Annotated in this window: 11 protein-coding genes and 1 rRNA gene; 4 read left to right on the top strand and 8 right to left on the bottom strand. The window is 59.8% G+C overall.

The window, feature by feature from the left end; all coding sequences use genetic code 11:
• Nucleotides 1-310 precede the first annotated feature (310 nt).
• Entirely contained in the window at nucleotides 311-2,086 is a 1,776-nt protein-coding gene (locus tag H3V08_RS00060) for a glycoside hydrolase family 13 protein (protein WP_198181181.1), read from the top strand.
• Nucleotides 2,087-2,174: 88 nt separating this feature from the next.
• On the opposite strand, the gene H3V08_RS00055 is transcribed toward H3V08_RS00060, so the two are convergent.
• Nucleotides 2,175-3,011 (bottom strand): carbohydrate ABC transporter permease, encoded by an 837-nt coding sequence (locus tag H3V08_RS00055; protein WP_038459044.1) that lies wholly within the window; start codon nucleotides 3,009-3,011, stop codon nucleotides 2,175-2,177.
• Nucleotides 3,008-3,862 (bottom strand): carbohydrate ABC transporter permease, encoded by an 855-nt coding sequence (locus tag H3V08_RS00050; protein WP_033491750.1) that lies wholly within the window; start codon nucleotides 3,860-3,862, stop codon nucleotides 3,008-3,010. The genes H3V08_RS00055 and H3V08_RS00050 overlap by 4 nt, the downstream gene beginning before the upstream one ends.
• Nucleotides 3,863-4,128: 266 nt before the next feature.
• On the opposite strand from H3V08_RS00050, the gene H3V08_RS00045 reads away from it, so the two are divergent.
• Nucleotides 4,129-5,142, top strand: a complete 1,014-nt coding sequence (locus H3V08_RS00045) for a LacI family DNA-binding transcriptional regulator (protein ID WP_033491755.1) — start codon at nucleotides 4,129-4,131, stop codon at nucleotides 5,140-5,142.
• A gap of 14 nt (nucleotides 5,143-5,156) precedes the next feature.
• Here H3V08_RS00045 and H3V08_RS00040 read toward each other — a convergent pair whose 3' ends face one another.
• Nucleotides 5,157-6,494, bottom strand: a complete 1,338-nt coding sequence (locus H3V08_RS00040; protein ID WP_198181180.1) for an ABC transporter substrate-binding protein — start codon at nucleotides 6,492-6,494, stop codon at nucleotides 5,157-5,159.
• Nucleotides 6,495-6,767: 273 nt separating this feature from the next.
• Nucleotides 6,768-7,469, bottom strand: coding sequence for a histidine phosphatase family protein (locus H3V08_RS00035; protein WP_198181179.1), 702 nt, complete (start codon nucleotides 7,467-7,469; stop codon nucleotides 6,768-6,770).
• A gap of 63 nt (nucleotides 7,470-7,532) precedes the next feature.
• Between H3V08_RS00035 and H3V08_RS00030 the strand changes: the two genes are divergently transcribed.
• Together H3V08_RS00030 and H3V08_RS00025 are read left to right on the top strand one after the other, a co-directional pair.
• On the top strand, nucleotides 7,533-7,895 hold the full coding sequence (locus H3V08_RS00030; RefSeq protein WP_198181178.1) for a DUF4235 domain-containing protein: 363 nt from the start codon (nucleotides 7,533-7,535) through the stop codon (nucleotides 7,893-7,895).
• A 210-nt stretch (nucleotides 7,896-8,105) separates the two neighbouring features.
• A complete protein-coding gene (locus H3V08_RS00025) occupies nucleotides 8,106-8,951 on the top strand; it encodes a nitroreductase family protein (RefSeq protein ID WP_198181177.1) in 846 nt (281 codons plus the stop codon).
• 35 nt (nucleotides 8,952-8,986) lie between these two features.
• Here H3V08_RS00025 and H3V08_RS00020 read toward each other — a convergent pair whose 3' ends face one another.
• From H3V08_RS00020 to rrf, 4 genes are all read right to left on the bottom strand, one after another.
• Nucleotides 8,987-9,232: a hypothetical protein gene (locus H3V08_RS00020; protein ID WP_198182043.1), complete on the bottom strand. Its 246-nt coding sequence runs from the start codon at nucleotides 9,230-9,232 to the stop codon at nucleotides 8,987-8,989.
• A gap of 43 nt (nucleotides 9,233-9,275) precedes the next feature.
• Nucleotides 9,276-10,214: an aldo/keto reductase gene (locus H3V08_RS00015; protein ID WP_198181176.1), complete on the bottom strand. Its 939-nt coding sequence runs from the start codon at nucleotides 10,212-10,214 to the stop codon at nucleotides 9,276-9,278.
• 9 nt (nucleotides 10,215-10,223) lie between these two features.
• Nucleotides 10,224-14,264, bottom strand: a complete 4,041-nt coding sequence (locus H3V08_RS00010) for an Ig-like domain-containing protein (RefSeq protein WP_198181175.1) — start codon at nucleotides 14,262-14,264, stop codon at nucleotides 10,224-10,226.
• Nucleotides 14,265-14,668: 404 nt separating this feature from the next.
• Nucleotides 14,669-14,785, bottom strand: a 5S ribosomal RNA gene (gene rrf / locus H3V08_RS00005).
• Between the last annotated feature and the right edge of the window lie 249 nt (nucleotides 14,786-15,034).

Genomic DNA, 15,034 nt, shown 5'->3' with positions numbered 1-15,034 from the left:
CCGAAACTTGAGCCTACATCACTCAACTTCCTTGCGCAAATATTATTCCCACCTTTCACCAGTCCTCCCGGAAACGACTCCTCCCAGGTCGATTTTCTGTAATAGACAACGTTTGCAGTAGTAATAGCCACAGTTGCTGAATTCCAGTTTGCATTCCAGATTGCAAATGGGCGAGCGTAGCCAGTAAATAGATAAATCACGGAGACTCCACACCGCGGCTTCCTGGATGGGTACAGTACTTGATATCGTTGTCAGCAGTCGGGGCACCCTCGCATGTCAACCCAACTGGATTTCAAGGAGGAAAACAGCAATGACAGACAATAACCTCAGCGATGACTGGTGGAAGCAGGCAGTCGTATACCAGATATACCCGCGGAGCTTCAAGGACGTGAACGGCGACGGAATCGGCGACATCCGCGGAGTCACCGAGAAGATGGGGTATCTGAAGGACCTGGGGGTTGATGCCGTGTGGCTCTCCCCCTTCTACCCCTCCGAACTGGCCGACGGCGGCTACGACGTGATGGATTACAAGAACGTGGACCCTCGGCTCGGCACCATGGACGACTTCGACCAGATGGTCCAGGCCGCCCACGATTCCGGACTCAAGATCATCGTCGACATAGTCCCCAACCACACCTCGGACCAGCACAAGTGGTTCCGCCAGGCCCTGGCCGCAGGGGCGGGCTCCGCGGAACGAGACCGCTACATCTTCCGCAAGGGCAGGGGGGAGCACGGCGAGCTGCCCCCGAACGGGTGGATGTCGCTCTTCGGCGGATCGGCCTGGGAGCAGGTCGACGACGGCGAGTGGTATCTGCACATCTTCGCCAAGGAACAGCCGGACCTGAACTGGAAGAACCCTGATGTCCACGAGGAATTCAAGGACGTGTTCCGTTTCTGGTCGGATCACGGCACCGATGGTTTCCGCATCGACGTGGCGCATGGTCTGGCCAAGGACCTGGATAGCAGGCCACTGGCGGAACTGGACCGTTGGCCCATCCAGCAGCAGTCCGAATACCACAACTACGAGCACCCCCTCTGGGACAGGCCCGACGTACACGAGATATATCGGGAGTGGCGGCAGGTGTTCAACGAGTACCAGCCCCACCGGTTCGCGGTGGGCGAGGCATGGGTCGTGCCCGAACATCAGCACCTCTATGCATCCGAGGAGGAGCTTGGGCAGGTATTCAACTTCGAGTTCGCCAAGGCCAACTGGGAGTGCGATGCCCTCTACCGGGCCATCGATGAGGGCCTAGTCTCGGCCGATGAATCGGGTTCGACCACCACCTGGGTCATGAGCAACCACGACGTGATCAGGCAGGCCACCCGCTACGCCCTTCCCCAGGTCGACAGCGTCAACTACCACCAGCTGGGCAAGGACTGGCTCCTGCGAAACGGGCAGTCCTACAGGGAGGATCGGCCCCTCGGAGCCAAGCGGGCCAGGGCCGGATTCGCGCTGGAAGCGGCCCTGCCCGGCTCCGTATACATCTATCAGGGTGAGGAGCTGGGCCTGTTCGAGGTTCCCGATATTCCCTGGGACCGCCTGGAGGACCCCACTCCGCACCGGACCAGCCGGCAGTATATCGAAAAGGGCCGTGACGGTTGCAGGGTTCCCCTTCCCTGGGAGGCAGGGGATAAGCCCGCACCTAGCGACTGGGATCCGACCTTCGGCCAGGGCGCATCCTTCGGGTTCTCGCCCGCCAAACGCTCCGATGGTTCGGACTGCGCAGACCCCCACCTGCCCCAGCCGCTATGGTTCGAGGACTTTGCAGTGGACCATGAGGATCAGGACCCCGAGTCCATGCTCAACCTCTACCGCAGGGCCTTGCAGCTGCGCGCCCAGCTGCTCACACCGACCGGGGACACCACCGTGCAGGCCCTGACCCAGGAGGCCGGCGTCCTCTCCTATCAGCGTGCGGCAACGATGAACGGGGCAGCCGGGGAGCTGGTCTGCCTGACCAACTTCTCGGATGAGCCCGTGGACCTGCCCGAAGGCAAGCCGGTCCTGACATCCGGCCCACTTGAGAACGGCCGACTGCCCCAGGACACCACCGCCTGGGTTCTCCGCCCCGCGAGCGGGAACCGATGAGACGGCCCGTTACAGAGTGAAATGAGGGGCGGCCCCGGAGAATATCCTCCGGGGCCGCCCCTCATTGAACCGCCAGCCAGGAAACCGCTCAGCCTTTGACGGCTCCTGCGAGGACTCCCTTGATGATGTACTTCTGGCAGATCAGGTAAAAGACGACGATCGGGATGATGGCCAGGACCAGGCAACCCATCATCGCACCCATATCGACACTGCCGTACCCGCCCTTCAGATACTGGATGGCGATACTCATCGTCTTGTACCTGCGCATATCCAACGTCAGATACGGCAACAGGAAGTCATTCCAAATCCACATGGCCTCCAAAATCGCCACCGACACAATCGACGGCTTCATAATCGGAACCACGATCTGGAAGAATATCCTGGGCACGCTGGCCCCATCCATCATGGCGGACTCCTCCAGCTCCTGCGGGATGCCCTTGACGACGCCGGTGAAGATGAAGACGGCCAGACCCGCACCGAACCCCAGATAGATGATCCAGAGACCCCAGGGGGTGTTCAGACCGGTCAGATCGGCCATCTTGGAGAGGGTGAACATGACCATCTGGAAGGGAACCACCATGTTGAAGAGGAAGAGCACATACAGGAACTTCGCGAAGTGGTTGTTGACCCTGACGATCCACCAGGCGCACATGGAGGTGCAGAGCAGGATCAGGAGGACGGAACCGACGGTCACCACGACCGTCCAACCGAAACTGGCGAAGAGGTTGGTCCTCTCGACGCCACGGCGGTAGTTCTCCAAGCCGACGAAGGTCTTGCCGGTGGGTATGGAGAAGGCGTTGCGGGATATGTAGGCCTTGTTCTTGAAGGAGTTGGCCACGACCAGGATGATGGGGAATATCCACAGCAGGGACACCAGGGTGAAGAAAAGGGTCCACAGTTTCGAGTGCTTGACCTTGTCGCTCATGCCGAGACCTCCTTGCTGGTGGTGAGCTTGTTCTGGATGACCGCGATGATGGCCACGATGATGAAGAAGATCACGGCCTTGGCTTGACCCACGCCCTCGAAGCCGGCACGCCCGTAGAAGGTCCGGTAGATGTTCAGGGCGACCAGTTCGGAGGTATTGGAGGGGGCACCGTTGGTCAGGGCCAGGTTCTGGTCGAACATCTTGAAGCCATTGGTGACCGAAAGGAAGGTGCAGACCGTGATGGAGGGCATCATCAATGGCAGGGTGATGCGGAAGAGGGTCTGGGTCCTGCTGGCCCCGTCGACCGAGGCGGCTTCAAGCACGTCACCGGGCATGGACTGCAACCCGGCTATGTAGATGATCATCATGTAGCCTATCTGCTGCCAGCACATAAGGATGACCATTCCCCAGAACCCGTACGTGCCCGAAAAGGTGATGGACTTCCCCCAATGCTGGAGGACACCGTTGAGCAGGAGCATCCAGATGTAACCCAGGATGATGCCACCGATCAGGTTGGGCATGAAGAAGACCGACCTGAAGATGTTGGCTCCCCGGATGGCCTTGGTCAGCATGACCGCAATGGCGAAGGCCGCCACATTGACGATCACCGTGGTGATGATCGTGAAGGCGATGGTGTACCAGAGCGCATGCCAGAACTCGGCATCCGCCAGGGCCGCCGAGTAGTTCCCGAACCCGATGAACTTGGCGTCGGTCACCGTGGTGAACCTGCACAGACTCAGCCAGATGCCCATGATGAAGGGCACCACGAAGCCTATGACGAAGGCTGCCAGGGTGGGCAGTGAAAACAGGGCCCACCACTTTCGAATCGTCTTCCCTGCCATTGTTGTCATAGTTCTGTTTTTGTTGTGCATGATTCCCTCCTTGCTCTCAGTGGGACAAGCATGGCCATTTCGTTTCCTCTCGCGGTCTTCGTTCTGCTTTTCATAATCCAGGGTTACACCTCGAACGCCGCCTATGGCGGGCCGGATACCAGCCCCATCACCAGACCGGCCCCGGTATATCTCCACCCCGGTGAGATATCATCGACCTACCCGGAGAGGAGCCCGGCAATCGTTTGCAGGAAGTTCCATCCCGGCATGCAGATGAGGAGCACTTCATGGAGTCGACCATCCAGGACGTGGCCCGCCAGGCCAAGGTGTCCGTATCGACCGTCTCCCGGTCCTTCACCCGGCCCGACCTGGTATCGGAACGGACGCGGGCCAAGGTATTGGCCATCGCCGATGAGTTGAACTTCTCCATATCCAGATCGGCCACGGCCCTCAAGTCCGGGCAATCCCTGCGGGTGGCCGTCCTGATCAACGACCATCTGAACACCTGGTTCAACTCGACCATCATGGAAGGGTTCAACTCCGTTTTCCTCAAGGCGGGGTACGACATATCCATCTGCCAGATCACAAGCGGGCAGGCGCGCCGGCGCTTCTTCGAGGAGCTGCCGGTCAAACGCAATGTGGATGCGGTCATCGTCACCTCCTTCGATATCGAACCGGTTGAAATCTCGCGCCTGATCAGTGTCAATGTGCCCATCGTCAGCCTGAACGTGACCGAGGAGGACGGCTTCATGGCCTCCACCCGCATCGATGACGAACAGGGGGGCAGACTGTCGGCCGAGCACCTGATGGCACTGGGACATCGCCGACTGGCGTACATCCGCTCCACCCCGGTCGCCTCCTTGCACTTCAGCATTCAAGCCCGTCTCGATGGATTCATCACCGCCTGCAGAAGCAGGGGCATCGAGCCCACCGTCCTGGCGGCACCCGCAGACGACAACCCCATACCCCAGGTCCTGACCCAGTTGATGAATCTGGACCAGAGGCCGACCGGCATAGCCTGCCAGGAGGATTCCCTGGCTGTTCCGCTGATATTCCAGCTTGAACGGTGCGGCATCAAGGTGCCCGGCGACATGTCGGTCATAGGGTACGACGACAGCCGCTTCGCCGAGGACATAGGGCTGACCACCATTCGGCAGCAGCCCTATGACATGGCCGTCTCCCTGGCCGGGAAGACCCTGGAGCTGATCGAGGGTCGGGAGCTTGAACACCCACACGACCTGGTCAGCCCCACACTGGTCCTCAGATCATCCACGGCCGCACCAGGCGGAACCAGCGACTGACCCGACAGCCCACATCACTGCTTGTTGGCCTGGTACTCCTTGGCCCAGTTGTCCACGAAGGCCTTCTCGACACCATCCCAGCCGGCTGTTCCCTGCGCATACTCCAGCATGGCGTTGCCCAGGTCATCCTTCCAGCGCTCGGAGGGCACCATGGTGAAACTCCAACCCACACGGTCCTTATTGGAGTCCATATCCTTGTTCATGGCCTCCACCAAGGGGTTGTCGGTCTTGACCTTGTCGAAGGTCTCGAATGGCGTGGTGAAGCCCATGTCCTTGGCGATGGACTCTTTGCCCCGCTCGGAGGTGATCATCCACTTGAGGAAGTCCTTGGTGGCTTTGAGGTTCTTGTCCGTCGCCTTCTTGTTCAGGCACCAGTACTGGGCGGAACCGGTGGCCAGACCCTGCTTGGCTTCATCGGGCATACCCATGTAGATGGGAATCATGCCCACCTGGTCGGCCTCCATTCCGGCGTTCTGCAGGTCCGTCCAGGACCAGGTCCCGTTCTGGTAGAAGGCGGCCTCACCAAGGGCGAATTCCGAGTTGGCATCATCGCTGGTCTTTCCGCTCAGCTGCGAGCGCGGAGTGGTCGAATCCGTCAGGTAGAGGTCGAAGATGTTCTTGAACTGGGGCAGGTAGGTGCCTTTGACGGTGGCAGGCTCCGCCGTGATTCCGTCGTCCTTGAACTCCCTGTCGAGCGGCATGTTGGCCAGGTGGGTGTCATAGCGCCATATGGAGCTCGAGTCGAAACCGGCCGAGGTGAAGGCACCCTTGATGCCCAGGTCGTCCTTACGCTTCTGCATGTCGTCGGTGACGGCCTTGAGCTTGTCGAAGGAGTCGATGTCATCCACGGACTTGACCGCAGCACCGGGGAGTTTGACGTACTTGGCTAGGATGTCCTTGTTGTAGATCAGGCCGAAACTCTCGATGACGAAGGGGACACCCACCGGCTTGCCGGTCTCGGCCGACTTGAGTGCCAGGGCGGGATCCTTGAGCTGCTTGTAGATGTCCGTGTCGGTCAGATCGGCGGTGAAGTCCTTCCAGGTCTCCAGGTCCACGGGGCCCGACAGCTGGAAGAGGGTGGGCGGTTCGGACTTGGCGAACTCGGACTTCAGGGTCTGCTGGTAGGTTCCTGCGGCTGCGGTCTCCACCGTAACGGGCACACCGGTCTCCTTGGTGTACTCCTCCGCTATCTGCTTCCACTGGTCCGATACTTCGGGCTTGGAGTTGAGGAAGTAGACCTTGCCAGCATCCTCGTTGACCGCGGTGCCGGACGATCCGCATCCCGACAGGGCCCCCACGGCCATGGCTGCTGTGGCCAGTACCGTGACCACTTGTCTTACGTGATGATTCATCTTCGAACCTTTCTCTTCGGCCGCCCGCTCATAAGCGACCAGTCCATAAGGCCGGAAGGCCTTCTTCGGTTTCCAGGATCCTTCGGTACCTTATATTTTCCACATTATTCCAGGAAATGCAAACGCTGGCATTTCCTGATACGAAATCCATCCTATATCCAAAGCCATTCAGAGAACTGTTTTACAGAGGTGCGCAAGAAGTTCACCCAACTTTTCTACAAACGTTTGCATAGCTAGGCGGACCGAACCACCCTGCTTTGCCTTCATTCACTCTCAGCAGTTCCAGGTCTTGAGAACCCTGTCCCCCTGGTAGTTCCCCAGAACTCCGTAATGCGCCGTATAGAGTCTCATCAGTTTCGCCGCAGAGGGATCCAATCCCATCCACTGGGTGGTCAGCACCCTCAAAATGTGCGCGTGGGAGACCAGAAGAACCCGACGGCCCTCATCGACCAGAGGTGCCACCCTCTCGATGATGCCGCGCGTGCGGGCAGCCGCCGCAGCCAGGCTCTCTCCCCCGGTGACCCGAACCTGGACCAAGGAACCGTCCGGCAAGACCTCCTGCCGGTCCCCACTCCCGTCATGGGCCAGGACCGAAGGGTCATCGGACCATACATCCCAATCCCGCCCGAGCTGCCGCTGGATGTCCCGCCTTCTGCGTCCTTCAGCGTGGCCATAATCCCGTTCAACCAGTTCAGGCATGATCTCGAACCGGTCAAATCCGGACAGCTGGGCCGTCTGCCTTGCCCTCATCAGGGGGCTGACGAAGACACAATCGGCATCGAATCCTTCGGGGAAGTCTGACAAAAGTCGAGCTCCCACAGCAACCGCCTGCCGCTCACCCTCTTCAGTCAGGGGGATGTCCGTTCGGCCGGTGTACTGTCCACTGAGGCTCCAGGCCGTCTGCCCATGCCTGAGCAGCACCAAACAACCGGTTTCCGAGGCTTCCTTGCCTGCGGCTTGATCTACAGTAGCCATGGTGCAACTCTATCACCGGCTTCAACGCCACCGCTCCATCCACATCCGTGGAATAATGGCCATATGAGCATGGCAGAGCATGAATCGGGCAATCAGGCCGACCACCTGGTCGGCGTATTCCACCGTATAGATGACAAGGTGAACCAAATGCGCTCTTCAGTCGAGTCAGATCCGGAAACCCTTATGGACAAGGTCATGAAGTTCGCCCTCCCCAGCATCGCAGGTCTGATGGCCGGCAAACTCTTCCAGGCCTTTTGGGGCAGTCTGGTCCGCAAGCGCAATGGTGGCGTGGACACCGAAGAGAGCAACCAGGAGAGCGCGACTGCCGGATTGCTCTTTGCGGTACTTTCGGCGGCCGTGACCACCCTGGCATCCGAGCTGATCGGACGCGGCTCCCAGGCCCTGATCGACAAGCGCCATCGGTAAGCCCCGGAGTACCCGCACTGCCGCAACCTGCCCACCAAGTATCGGACCGGTATAGGTCTCGCGTGGCGGCTTCCATGTTCTACGGCAAATCCGATTCAAGGCGCAGCCGTCAGGGGCACCGGGTGCAATTGGATATATGTCACTATTCTCTGAGCAAGATTAACCTCTCGGTTCTTGTGTCCCTTCTGCCGCGATGGTCACAATGACACCATGACCACTTCAATACAATCCCCCGGTGAGGCCGGGAAGGGCGGAGAATCCGCCGAATACGAGAGGACCGTCCGCAACCGGACCATCGATACCCTGCTCAACCGCAGGACCATCCGCTCCTTCACCGATGAGGCAATCGACCCTGACACGGTTGCCGTTCTGGAGGAGACGGCCCAACATGCAGCCACCAGCCGGTACTTCAACGAATGGTCCGCCATCCGCATCACCGATTCCGACAAGGCCCAGGCCATTGCCGACATGGCCCACCAGGATTACGTGTCCCAGGCACCCCTTCTGTACATCTTCCTTGCCGACCAGCGTCGCAATGCCGACCTGGCCCGGCAGGAAGGGGTTGACATCGATGCAGACACGTTTGTGCTCAATACGGGATATGCCTTCCTGCAATCCCAGAACGATGCCGTTCTTGCCCTGCATGCCATGGAGACGGCCGCCAACTCACTGGGCCTGGGCTCCGTCATCCTGGGCAGCGTCATCAACGATGTGGAAGGACTGATCGACCTGCTTGACCTGCCCCGCCTGGTCTACCCGGTGCTGGGCCTGGCCATCGGCCACCCCGACCAGGACCCGCCATTGAAGCCGCGCATGCCACGGGCCGCGCAGATATTCCTCAACTCCTATGGCCAGTCCGAGAGGCCCGGCGAGGCCGAGCGGGCACTTAAGGATTTCGATGAAACGGTCAGACTCTATTACCGGGACCTGCGCCAGCTGGATGCGCCGCGCAAGGCTTTCAGCCAGATCATGGCCGATAAATCCTACAATCCCAAGGGGGACCATGAGCCCATGCTCCCCTCCATCCAAGCCCAGGGTTTCGATATGAACCGCTGACCGACCGGGCAGCACTGCACCGACCGGACCATATTTCAACGTCTTGGTTTGTACCCCTTCTTCCGCGAATGCGGTTTCAACTGCTGATTGAGGGGCACCCGGGCGTAGGATCCCGGCTCACGGCTGGTCAGATGCCAGGTACCGCAGTACTGGCATCGGTACACCCAGAGCCGGGCACCTCGCTCGACCAGACTCTGATCGGCGGCTCGAAGCGCCTTTTCCTTGTCGTGATACATGATTTTCGACGTACTGGCGCATCGTTTGGGGGTGAAGTAGTGCATGGAATACCTTGAAGACCGAACCTCGTAACCTGCCGAAATCGCCTTAAGGAAGGTCGTTCCCGGCAGACAGGTAGAGGTCATACCACTCCTGGGCGGTCAGTTCCACATCTGCCCCGGCAGCCATCTCGGTAATGCGGGATGGGGTCATGGACCCCAACAGAACCTGCATGCCGGCGGGGTGACGAAGAATCCAGGCCACAGCGATGGCGCTCTTGCTGACGCCGTACTTCCCGGCCACCTGCTCCAGGCAGTCATTCAGTTCCGGGAACTTGGGATTATCGATGAAGACACCCTCGAAGAACCCTGTCTGGAAGGGACTCCATGCCTGAATGGTCATGTGCTTCAGGCGGGAGTAGGAAATCAATCCACCATCATGATCCAGGCTGGGTGCGTCAATCATATTGACGTGGAATTCCTGCTGGACCATACCGGTATGCCCCAGCCCGAATTGCAGCTGGTTGACGTCCAGCCTCTGACTGACCGCGCTCTGGAGAAGTTCGACCTGCATGGGGTTGACATTGCTGACACCGAAATGGCGGACCTTCCCCGAGGTCTGCATGACATTGAAGGCCTCTGCCAGCTGGTCCAGCTCGACCAGGGTATCCGGCCTGTGCAGAAGAAGGTAATCGACGTAGTCCGTCTGAAGGTTCTCCAGCTCCTGGTCAACGGCCGCAATCAGATGCTCGGCCGAGAAGTCATACCTGGTGATCTTGTCACTGTCCGGTTCACGGAAGATGCCGACCTTGGTCTGGATGCCGACATCGGACCGGTCGATGCAGAGATCCCTTAGGGCCCGTCCAAGCACCCTGCTGCTCTCGCCGTTGTGATAGCAATCCGCCGTATCGAAATAGTCGATTCCCGCGTCCAGGGCCGATTGGACGATCGTAGCGGCCTCTTCAGGCGACTTGGTGTCAATCCGCATGGCACCCAGAGCCACGCGGGAGGCCTTTACACCCGAGACTCCGATATTCATATATTTCATGTTTCTTCCTTAGAAATCCAGCTGGTGCAATCCTATCGCCGCACCCCTACGATTTGCGCTCATCCGCAAGGTGCCCACTTGACAAGAGGGCCGCATCCCCGGAAGGGTTGCATCCAGGGAGGGCAGGACCGCCTCGGAAGCCTTGCCGGACCGGGACACCACACGAATCTCAACGGACCCCGAAACCGTCGCAATCCGGGTACTGGTTACCGTGACCCTATAGGACCCCAGAGGCGTGTCCCGGTAGGTCCGCACCCTCCCTCGAGAGTCGACCGTAGGCAGGTTCTGACGCAGCCCCTGGCCTGTCTCCTCGGGCGTAATGGTCCAGACGACCCCCTTACCCCAATCGTCAAGTTTCGGGAAGGGGGCCGCCGCATGAATCTTGAGGGAAACCCTAGCCGTCTTGCCGCGGATGATCTCGGATCGCTTCACTCCCAACTCCACCGATTCGGGCCTGGGGTGGGTACGGACTTCCTGAATGGGCTTCAGGTTCAGAGGGTTGCTGATACCCATGGGCAGACTGACACCCCCCGGGAAGCGATAGGTGCCTGGAGCGCTCTTCTCCGTGTAGTTGGAGGGGTCATCGTCCCAGCCGGTCACGGTCAGTTCAACCCGTTCGCCTGATGCCAGGTTGGCCTTGACCTTCGTGGGCATACCCAGCTCCTGCCTTGCCAGCCCAACGGGCTTATCCAAAACGGGAAGGGGTTCGAAGGAGGTGATTGGATCCGACTTGACCGTGACCTTGGCCCCGACCATGGTGGTATCGCCCCGGATCCTTCCCTGCACCGTATAGACACCATCCTGGGTAAGCAGGGACGGGTCGACCTTCCAGTCCACAGTCTCCCTGATGAACTTCCCGTCGGAATAGCCGACCATGATGGTATCCGGCAGATTCGGCACCTGACCAGGCTTGGAGGTGACCGAAACGGCCCCGACCGAGGTGATGTAGGCATCGGAAACAAGGAGCTGCGGTGCCAGACTGTGCTCATCGGTGGGCTTGTTCACACCGGCGGGAACGGTCAGCAGACCGCTCTGGAAATCGGCATAGGCCTGCCGGGCCCCTTCCACCGAGAAGGCATCGAAGCCGCCGTTATCGCGATTGAAGTTCGGGGTATCACTCATCGGTATGTCTACCAGGAAGCTGACCGGACCCGTAAGCCGTGATCCGCCCATGCTTCGGACAATCGAGGTCACATCGATGTCGACGGCATACCCATTGTCGATGATCTCCTTGTTGGTGAAGACCTGATGGGCTCCGGGCCTGAGTACGGCGTAGTCGGGGATGGTCTCACCGGACCCCAGAGGACGATGGTTGGCTTCGGTCACCTCGGCATTGAGTGGGCCGTTGGCCCAGGTCAGGGTGTTTTGGTCCCAGCCGGGATCGGTCTTGTAGACATCAACACCGAAGGCGGTGTTGTTCAGTCTTTCCGCATCAGTGCTCCCCGCGCTGTTGTTGATGTCGAACCTGGACAGATAGACCCGCAGCTTGGCCTTCTTGATCTGGTCGACCTGTCCGGGATAGGCGGAGGGATCGACCTTGACATAGAAACGACGGTTGTAGGAGGCCGAAGACGAGTTCTTCAGCTTCAGGACCAGGTTGTTCGAATAGGAGACACCGAATGGGTACTTGTCCCCCGTGGCCCTGGACGAGGTCCCGGGCTTTGCACCCATGGCCTCGCTTGAGCCACGTTCTACAGTGGCTGCCTGACCAGCCAGGGACCTGACGTCCCTGTTTCGGCCCGAACCCACCTGCCCTGTCACAGTCACGGTGGCCTTGGCCTGGTCGGGAATGCCCGGAATCCTGCCTGTAACCGCAAACTCTCCCGCCTGACCGAACTGGCTGAGGTTGAGCTGGTCCCAGGTAACCGGCATGTTGGTCACCTTCTCGGTACTGGTTCCTCCGGACGACTCCCTGACCGTCACCTTCAGGGTCTCCGGCAAGGCAGGATAGACCCCTGCAAAGGTGTTAGCCCTGGTCTCCGGAATCTCATACCTGGTGGCAATCTCGTGGTTGGAGACCTGGGTGGCCCCAATATCGATGCCCCGGTCTTTCGTGCTGCCTCCGAACATGTCCTGGTCCGGTGCGCCTTCCATCCTGATACCGGCCGCAACCGCGGGGCTGTCCGCCTGGATCCTGAAGAGGGAAGCCCGCACACGCATCCGGTCGACCTGGTCGGACCAGGGTAGGGACGTTTCAGGGTCGGAAAGGGTGGTGCCGAGTTGGTTCCGGATCGCCTCGGCTGCATCTGAGTTCTGGTCAATGACCAGCTTCGGGGTCTGGAAGACGTTCCCGGCCGCCTCCAGTTCCTCAACGGTGGTTCCGCTGGCAGCGGTTGGGACGGTGTCGGGCCAGATCAGATTGTGCTTGATGAAGTCACCCGGGTTGCCATGCAGTCTGTGCTCTATGGGCTGACTGCCGTCAGGCGGATACGCCGCCAGGAACTTCAGACTTCCCGAGCCTGTCTTGTAGAGGACGTTGTTGGTGAAGTGGGCGATGGTGCCGGAATTGTCGCCGGAGTTGCCCTCCCCGAAGAGGGAGGTCGAGACCCCGTCACCCACATAGAAGGTGTTGTTGTATATCTGCGGCATGCTGGCACCCGGATCGGATATCCAGTAATGGAAGAGGCTCTGCTCCTTGTAATCGTAGGAGCCGTGACCAGGTCCGGCCGCGTTGCTGCCCGAGTTCCCCGCCCCGTCGTTCACCGAGATGTTGTAGCGGATGACGGAGTTGGTCTGGTTGCTCATAAGAAGCATGAAGCCGCCACCGTTGTTGTGGCTGTAGTTGTATTGGTAGGTGATTCGGTCGCAGCCCATATCGATGTCGAAGGCCTCACCGTCGTTATACCCATGGGTATTGCCGTAGACCTCGTTGAACTGAAGGAGGACGTCCTTACTTGCCATGGCCCAGATGGCCGCGTAGTTCTCGGTTCCATAGTCCGCGTTGCAGGCCCGCACCACGGTATTGCCCTCAACCAGCCCCTGCGCCTTGTTCTCCGAGATGACAATGGCATCGCCGGCAATATCCTCCAGGTAGTTGTTCCTGATGGTGACCTTCTCGAAGAGCCCAGGGGATGAGTCATTGGAACTGTCCGCCTTGGTCCGTATGCCTTCGAGACCGACCCGTTGAACGATATTGTTCTGTATGGTCAGGTCGTGGAAGCCCGTATTGGTCACTCCTTTACCCAGGGTTCGCCCATCCGGATCGACCCAGTGCCCCAAGGCAATGATGCCTCCAGCGGCCTTGAGGGTCTGCGGCTTGCCTTCCCTCCTGGCCTGAAGGTAGTACTCCGATTGCACATCATGAACGTAGCAGTTCTCGACCGTATCGGATTCAAGCATCCTGTTCTGCCCGAATCCCAGCAGGAGTATCCCGACCCTCTGGGCATCCCCATGCTTCTTATAGCCCTCAGGGTTGTTCGGTTCCGGGGAATTGGTGACCTCAAGATTCCTGATGGTCCAATACTCCTGGTTCGTCAGTTGCACCGCACCCGACACATACCTCTTGAAGGAGCCCGAACCGTGGGTTCCCCCACCGTTGATGACGGGGCGTCGCCCCGCCTCATATGATGCGGACCCATCCGCCTTGCGGGTGTAGAAATCCAGAACAATCCGTTCGGAACCATTCCCGTCCCCCTTCGGCCGTACCTGCCCCTGCCAGGTCGACCCCGACTCAAGGAGGATATGGTCACCGGGAACGAACGTCGTTGCGGAGACCTTGCCCAGGGACTTCCAGGCCCGCGTCGGCTCAAGACCATCATTGGCATCATTGCCATGCAGAGAATCAACGTAATAGGTCCTGCCGGTCTGTGACACACCAACCGAGGTAAAGGTCCGGCCATCGCCAACCTCAGAGGGTCCGCCACCATCGGCCTCCACCGCGACCGCGGCACGAACAGGCCCAATCAGCCCCGTAAGTACCAAGGAAACCAAAGTTGCCAGGGCAATCAGGATTGCAGGGAACGAAGGGACCGTCCATCGCGTCGCCTCTCCTGCGGCAGTCAGCCAATCTCGATCTCCCTGCCCCGTGTGGATCTTCCTGTTCCCATCCATGCCTGCCCCCCTGAACTTCGTGATGGCTATGTTTCACCCGTTACTGGAGTCATGCGGTTTCAGCATTGACCACCGCACCACTGCCAAGAATTATATGACGGCCCTCATTTTAAAGCCCTGCTTTTTCATTCTGTTGCAACCTGTCGCTTCATTGCGAGGTGCTTCTACCGAACTTTCAGGCCGCTCGGAGCTATGACATCCGAAGCCGGCAACAGTGGGTGTTGTGGTGTTTGCGCTGTGAAGAGGTAGTGCCGGTCCGCGAGTGTGTCCTCGTGGCCGGGTCTGCCGGTGTCGCGCGGGTCGGGCGGTTCTGTTGGTCCGGCCGTGTGTGGGTGGGGTGTGTCGGGGTATGTGGAAGGGGCCCCGTCGCGGCGTGTGCCGTGCGGGGCCCCTTGTGAGTTGTGGAGCGGCGGTGTGCTACTCTCCCACACCCTTCCGAGTGCAGTACCATTGCCGTGCTGGGTCTTAGCTTCCGGGTTCGGAATGGGACCGGGCGTCTCCCCCAGGCCATGACCGCCGCAAATTCTGTTGTACCGGCCCACCTTGAAGGATGGGCGGGTCGTGGTGACGGTTCGGGGACCGGACGGTGGACGCGTGTTTCGTTTCGTTGTCGATCGCCTGTGGCCGTTCGTGTTCATTGCCGCAGGTCTCGTTCGCAGTGGTGTCGATGCCTCCACCCCTCAAGGGGGGTGGGTGTTGTGTTGTCTTCGACCATTAGTGCCGGTCGGCTTCGCCCCTTGCGGGGTTTCCACGTCCGGTCTATCGACCAT

The organism is Bifidobacterium sp. M0307 (assembly GCF_016100445.1).
In the GTDB taxonomy this organism is placed as follows: Bacteria; Actinomycetota; Actinomycetes; order Actinomycetales; family Bifidobacteriaceae; genus Bombiscardovia; species Bombiscardovia coryneformis.
Note: the sequence above shows the minus strand (reverse complement) of the source record. Positions and strands in the feature narration are given on the sequence as shown.

Excerpts from the sequence above, each read along its gene's own strand:
- H3V08_RS00040 (WP_198181180.1), bottom strand. The coding sequence starts at position 6,494 with ATGAATCATCACGTAAGACAAGTGGTCACGGTACTGGCCACAGCAGCC.
- H3V08_RS00030 (WP_198181178.1), top strand. The coding sequence starts at position 7,533 with ATGAGCATGGCAGAGCATGAATCGGGCAATCAGGCCGACCACCTGGTC.
- H3V08_RS00045 (WP_033491755.1), top strand. The coding sequence starts at position 4,129 with ATGGAGTCGACCATCCAGGACGTGGCCCGCCAGGCCAAGGTGTCCGTA.
- H3V08_RS00010 (WP_198181175.1), bottom strand. The coding sequence starts at position 14,264 with ATGGATGGGAACAGGAAGATCCACACGGGGCAGGGAGATCGAGATTGG.
- H3V08_RS00025 (WP_198181177.1), top strand. The coding sequence starts at position 8,106 with ATGACCACTTCAATACAATCCCCCGGTGAGGCCGGGAAGGGCGGAGAA.
- H3V08_RS00015 (WP_198181176.1), bottom strand. The coding sequence starts at position 10,214 with ATGAAATATATGAATATCGGAGTCTCGGGTGTAAAGGCCTCCCGCGTG.
- H3V08_RS00050 (WP_033491750.1), bottom strand. The coding sequence starts at position 3,862 with ATGACAACAATGGCAGGGAAGACGATTCGAAAGTGGTGGGCCCTGTTT.
- H3V08_RS00035 (WP_198181179.1), bottom strand. The coding sequence starts at position 7,469 with ATGGCTACTGTAGATCAAGCCGCAGGCAAGGAAGCCTCGGAAACCGGT.
- H3V08_RS00055 (WP_038459044.1), bottom strand. The coding sequence starts at position 3,011 with ATGAGCGACAAGGTCAAGCACTCGAAACTGTGGACCCTTTTCTTCACC.
- H3V08_RS00020 (WP_198182043.1), bottom strand. The coding sequence starts at position 9,232 with ATGCACTACTTCACCCCCAAACGATGCGCCAGTACGTCGAAAATCATG.
- H3V08_RS00060 (WP_198181181.1), top strand. The coding sequence starts at position 311 with ATGACAGACAATAACCTCAGCGATGACTGGTGGAAGCAGGCAGTCGTA.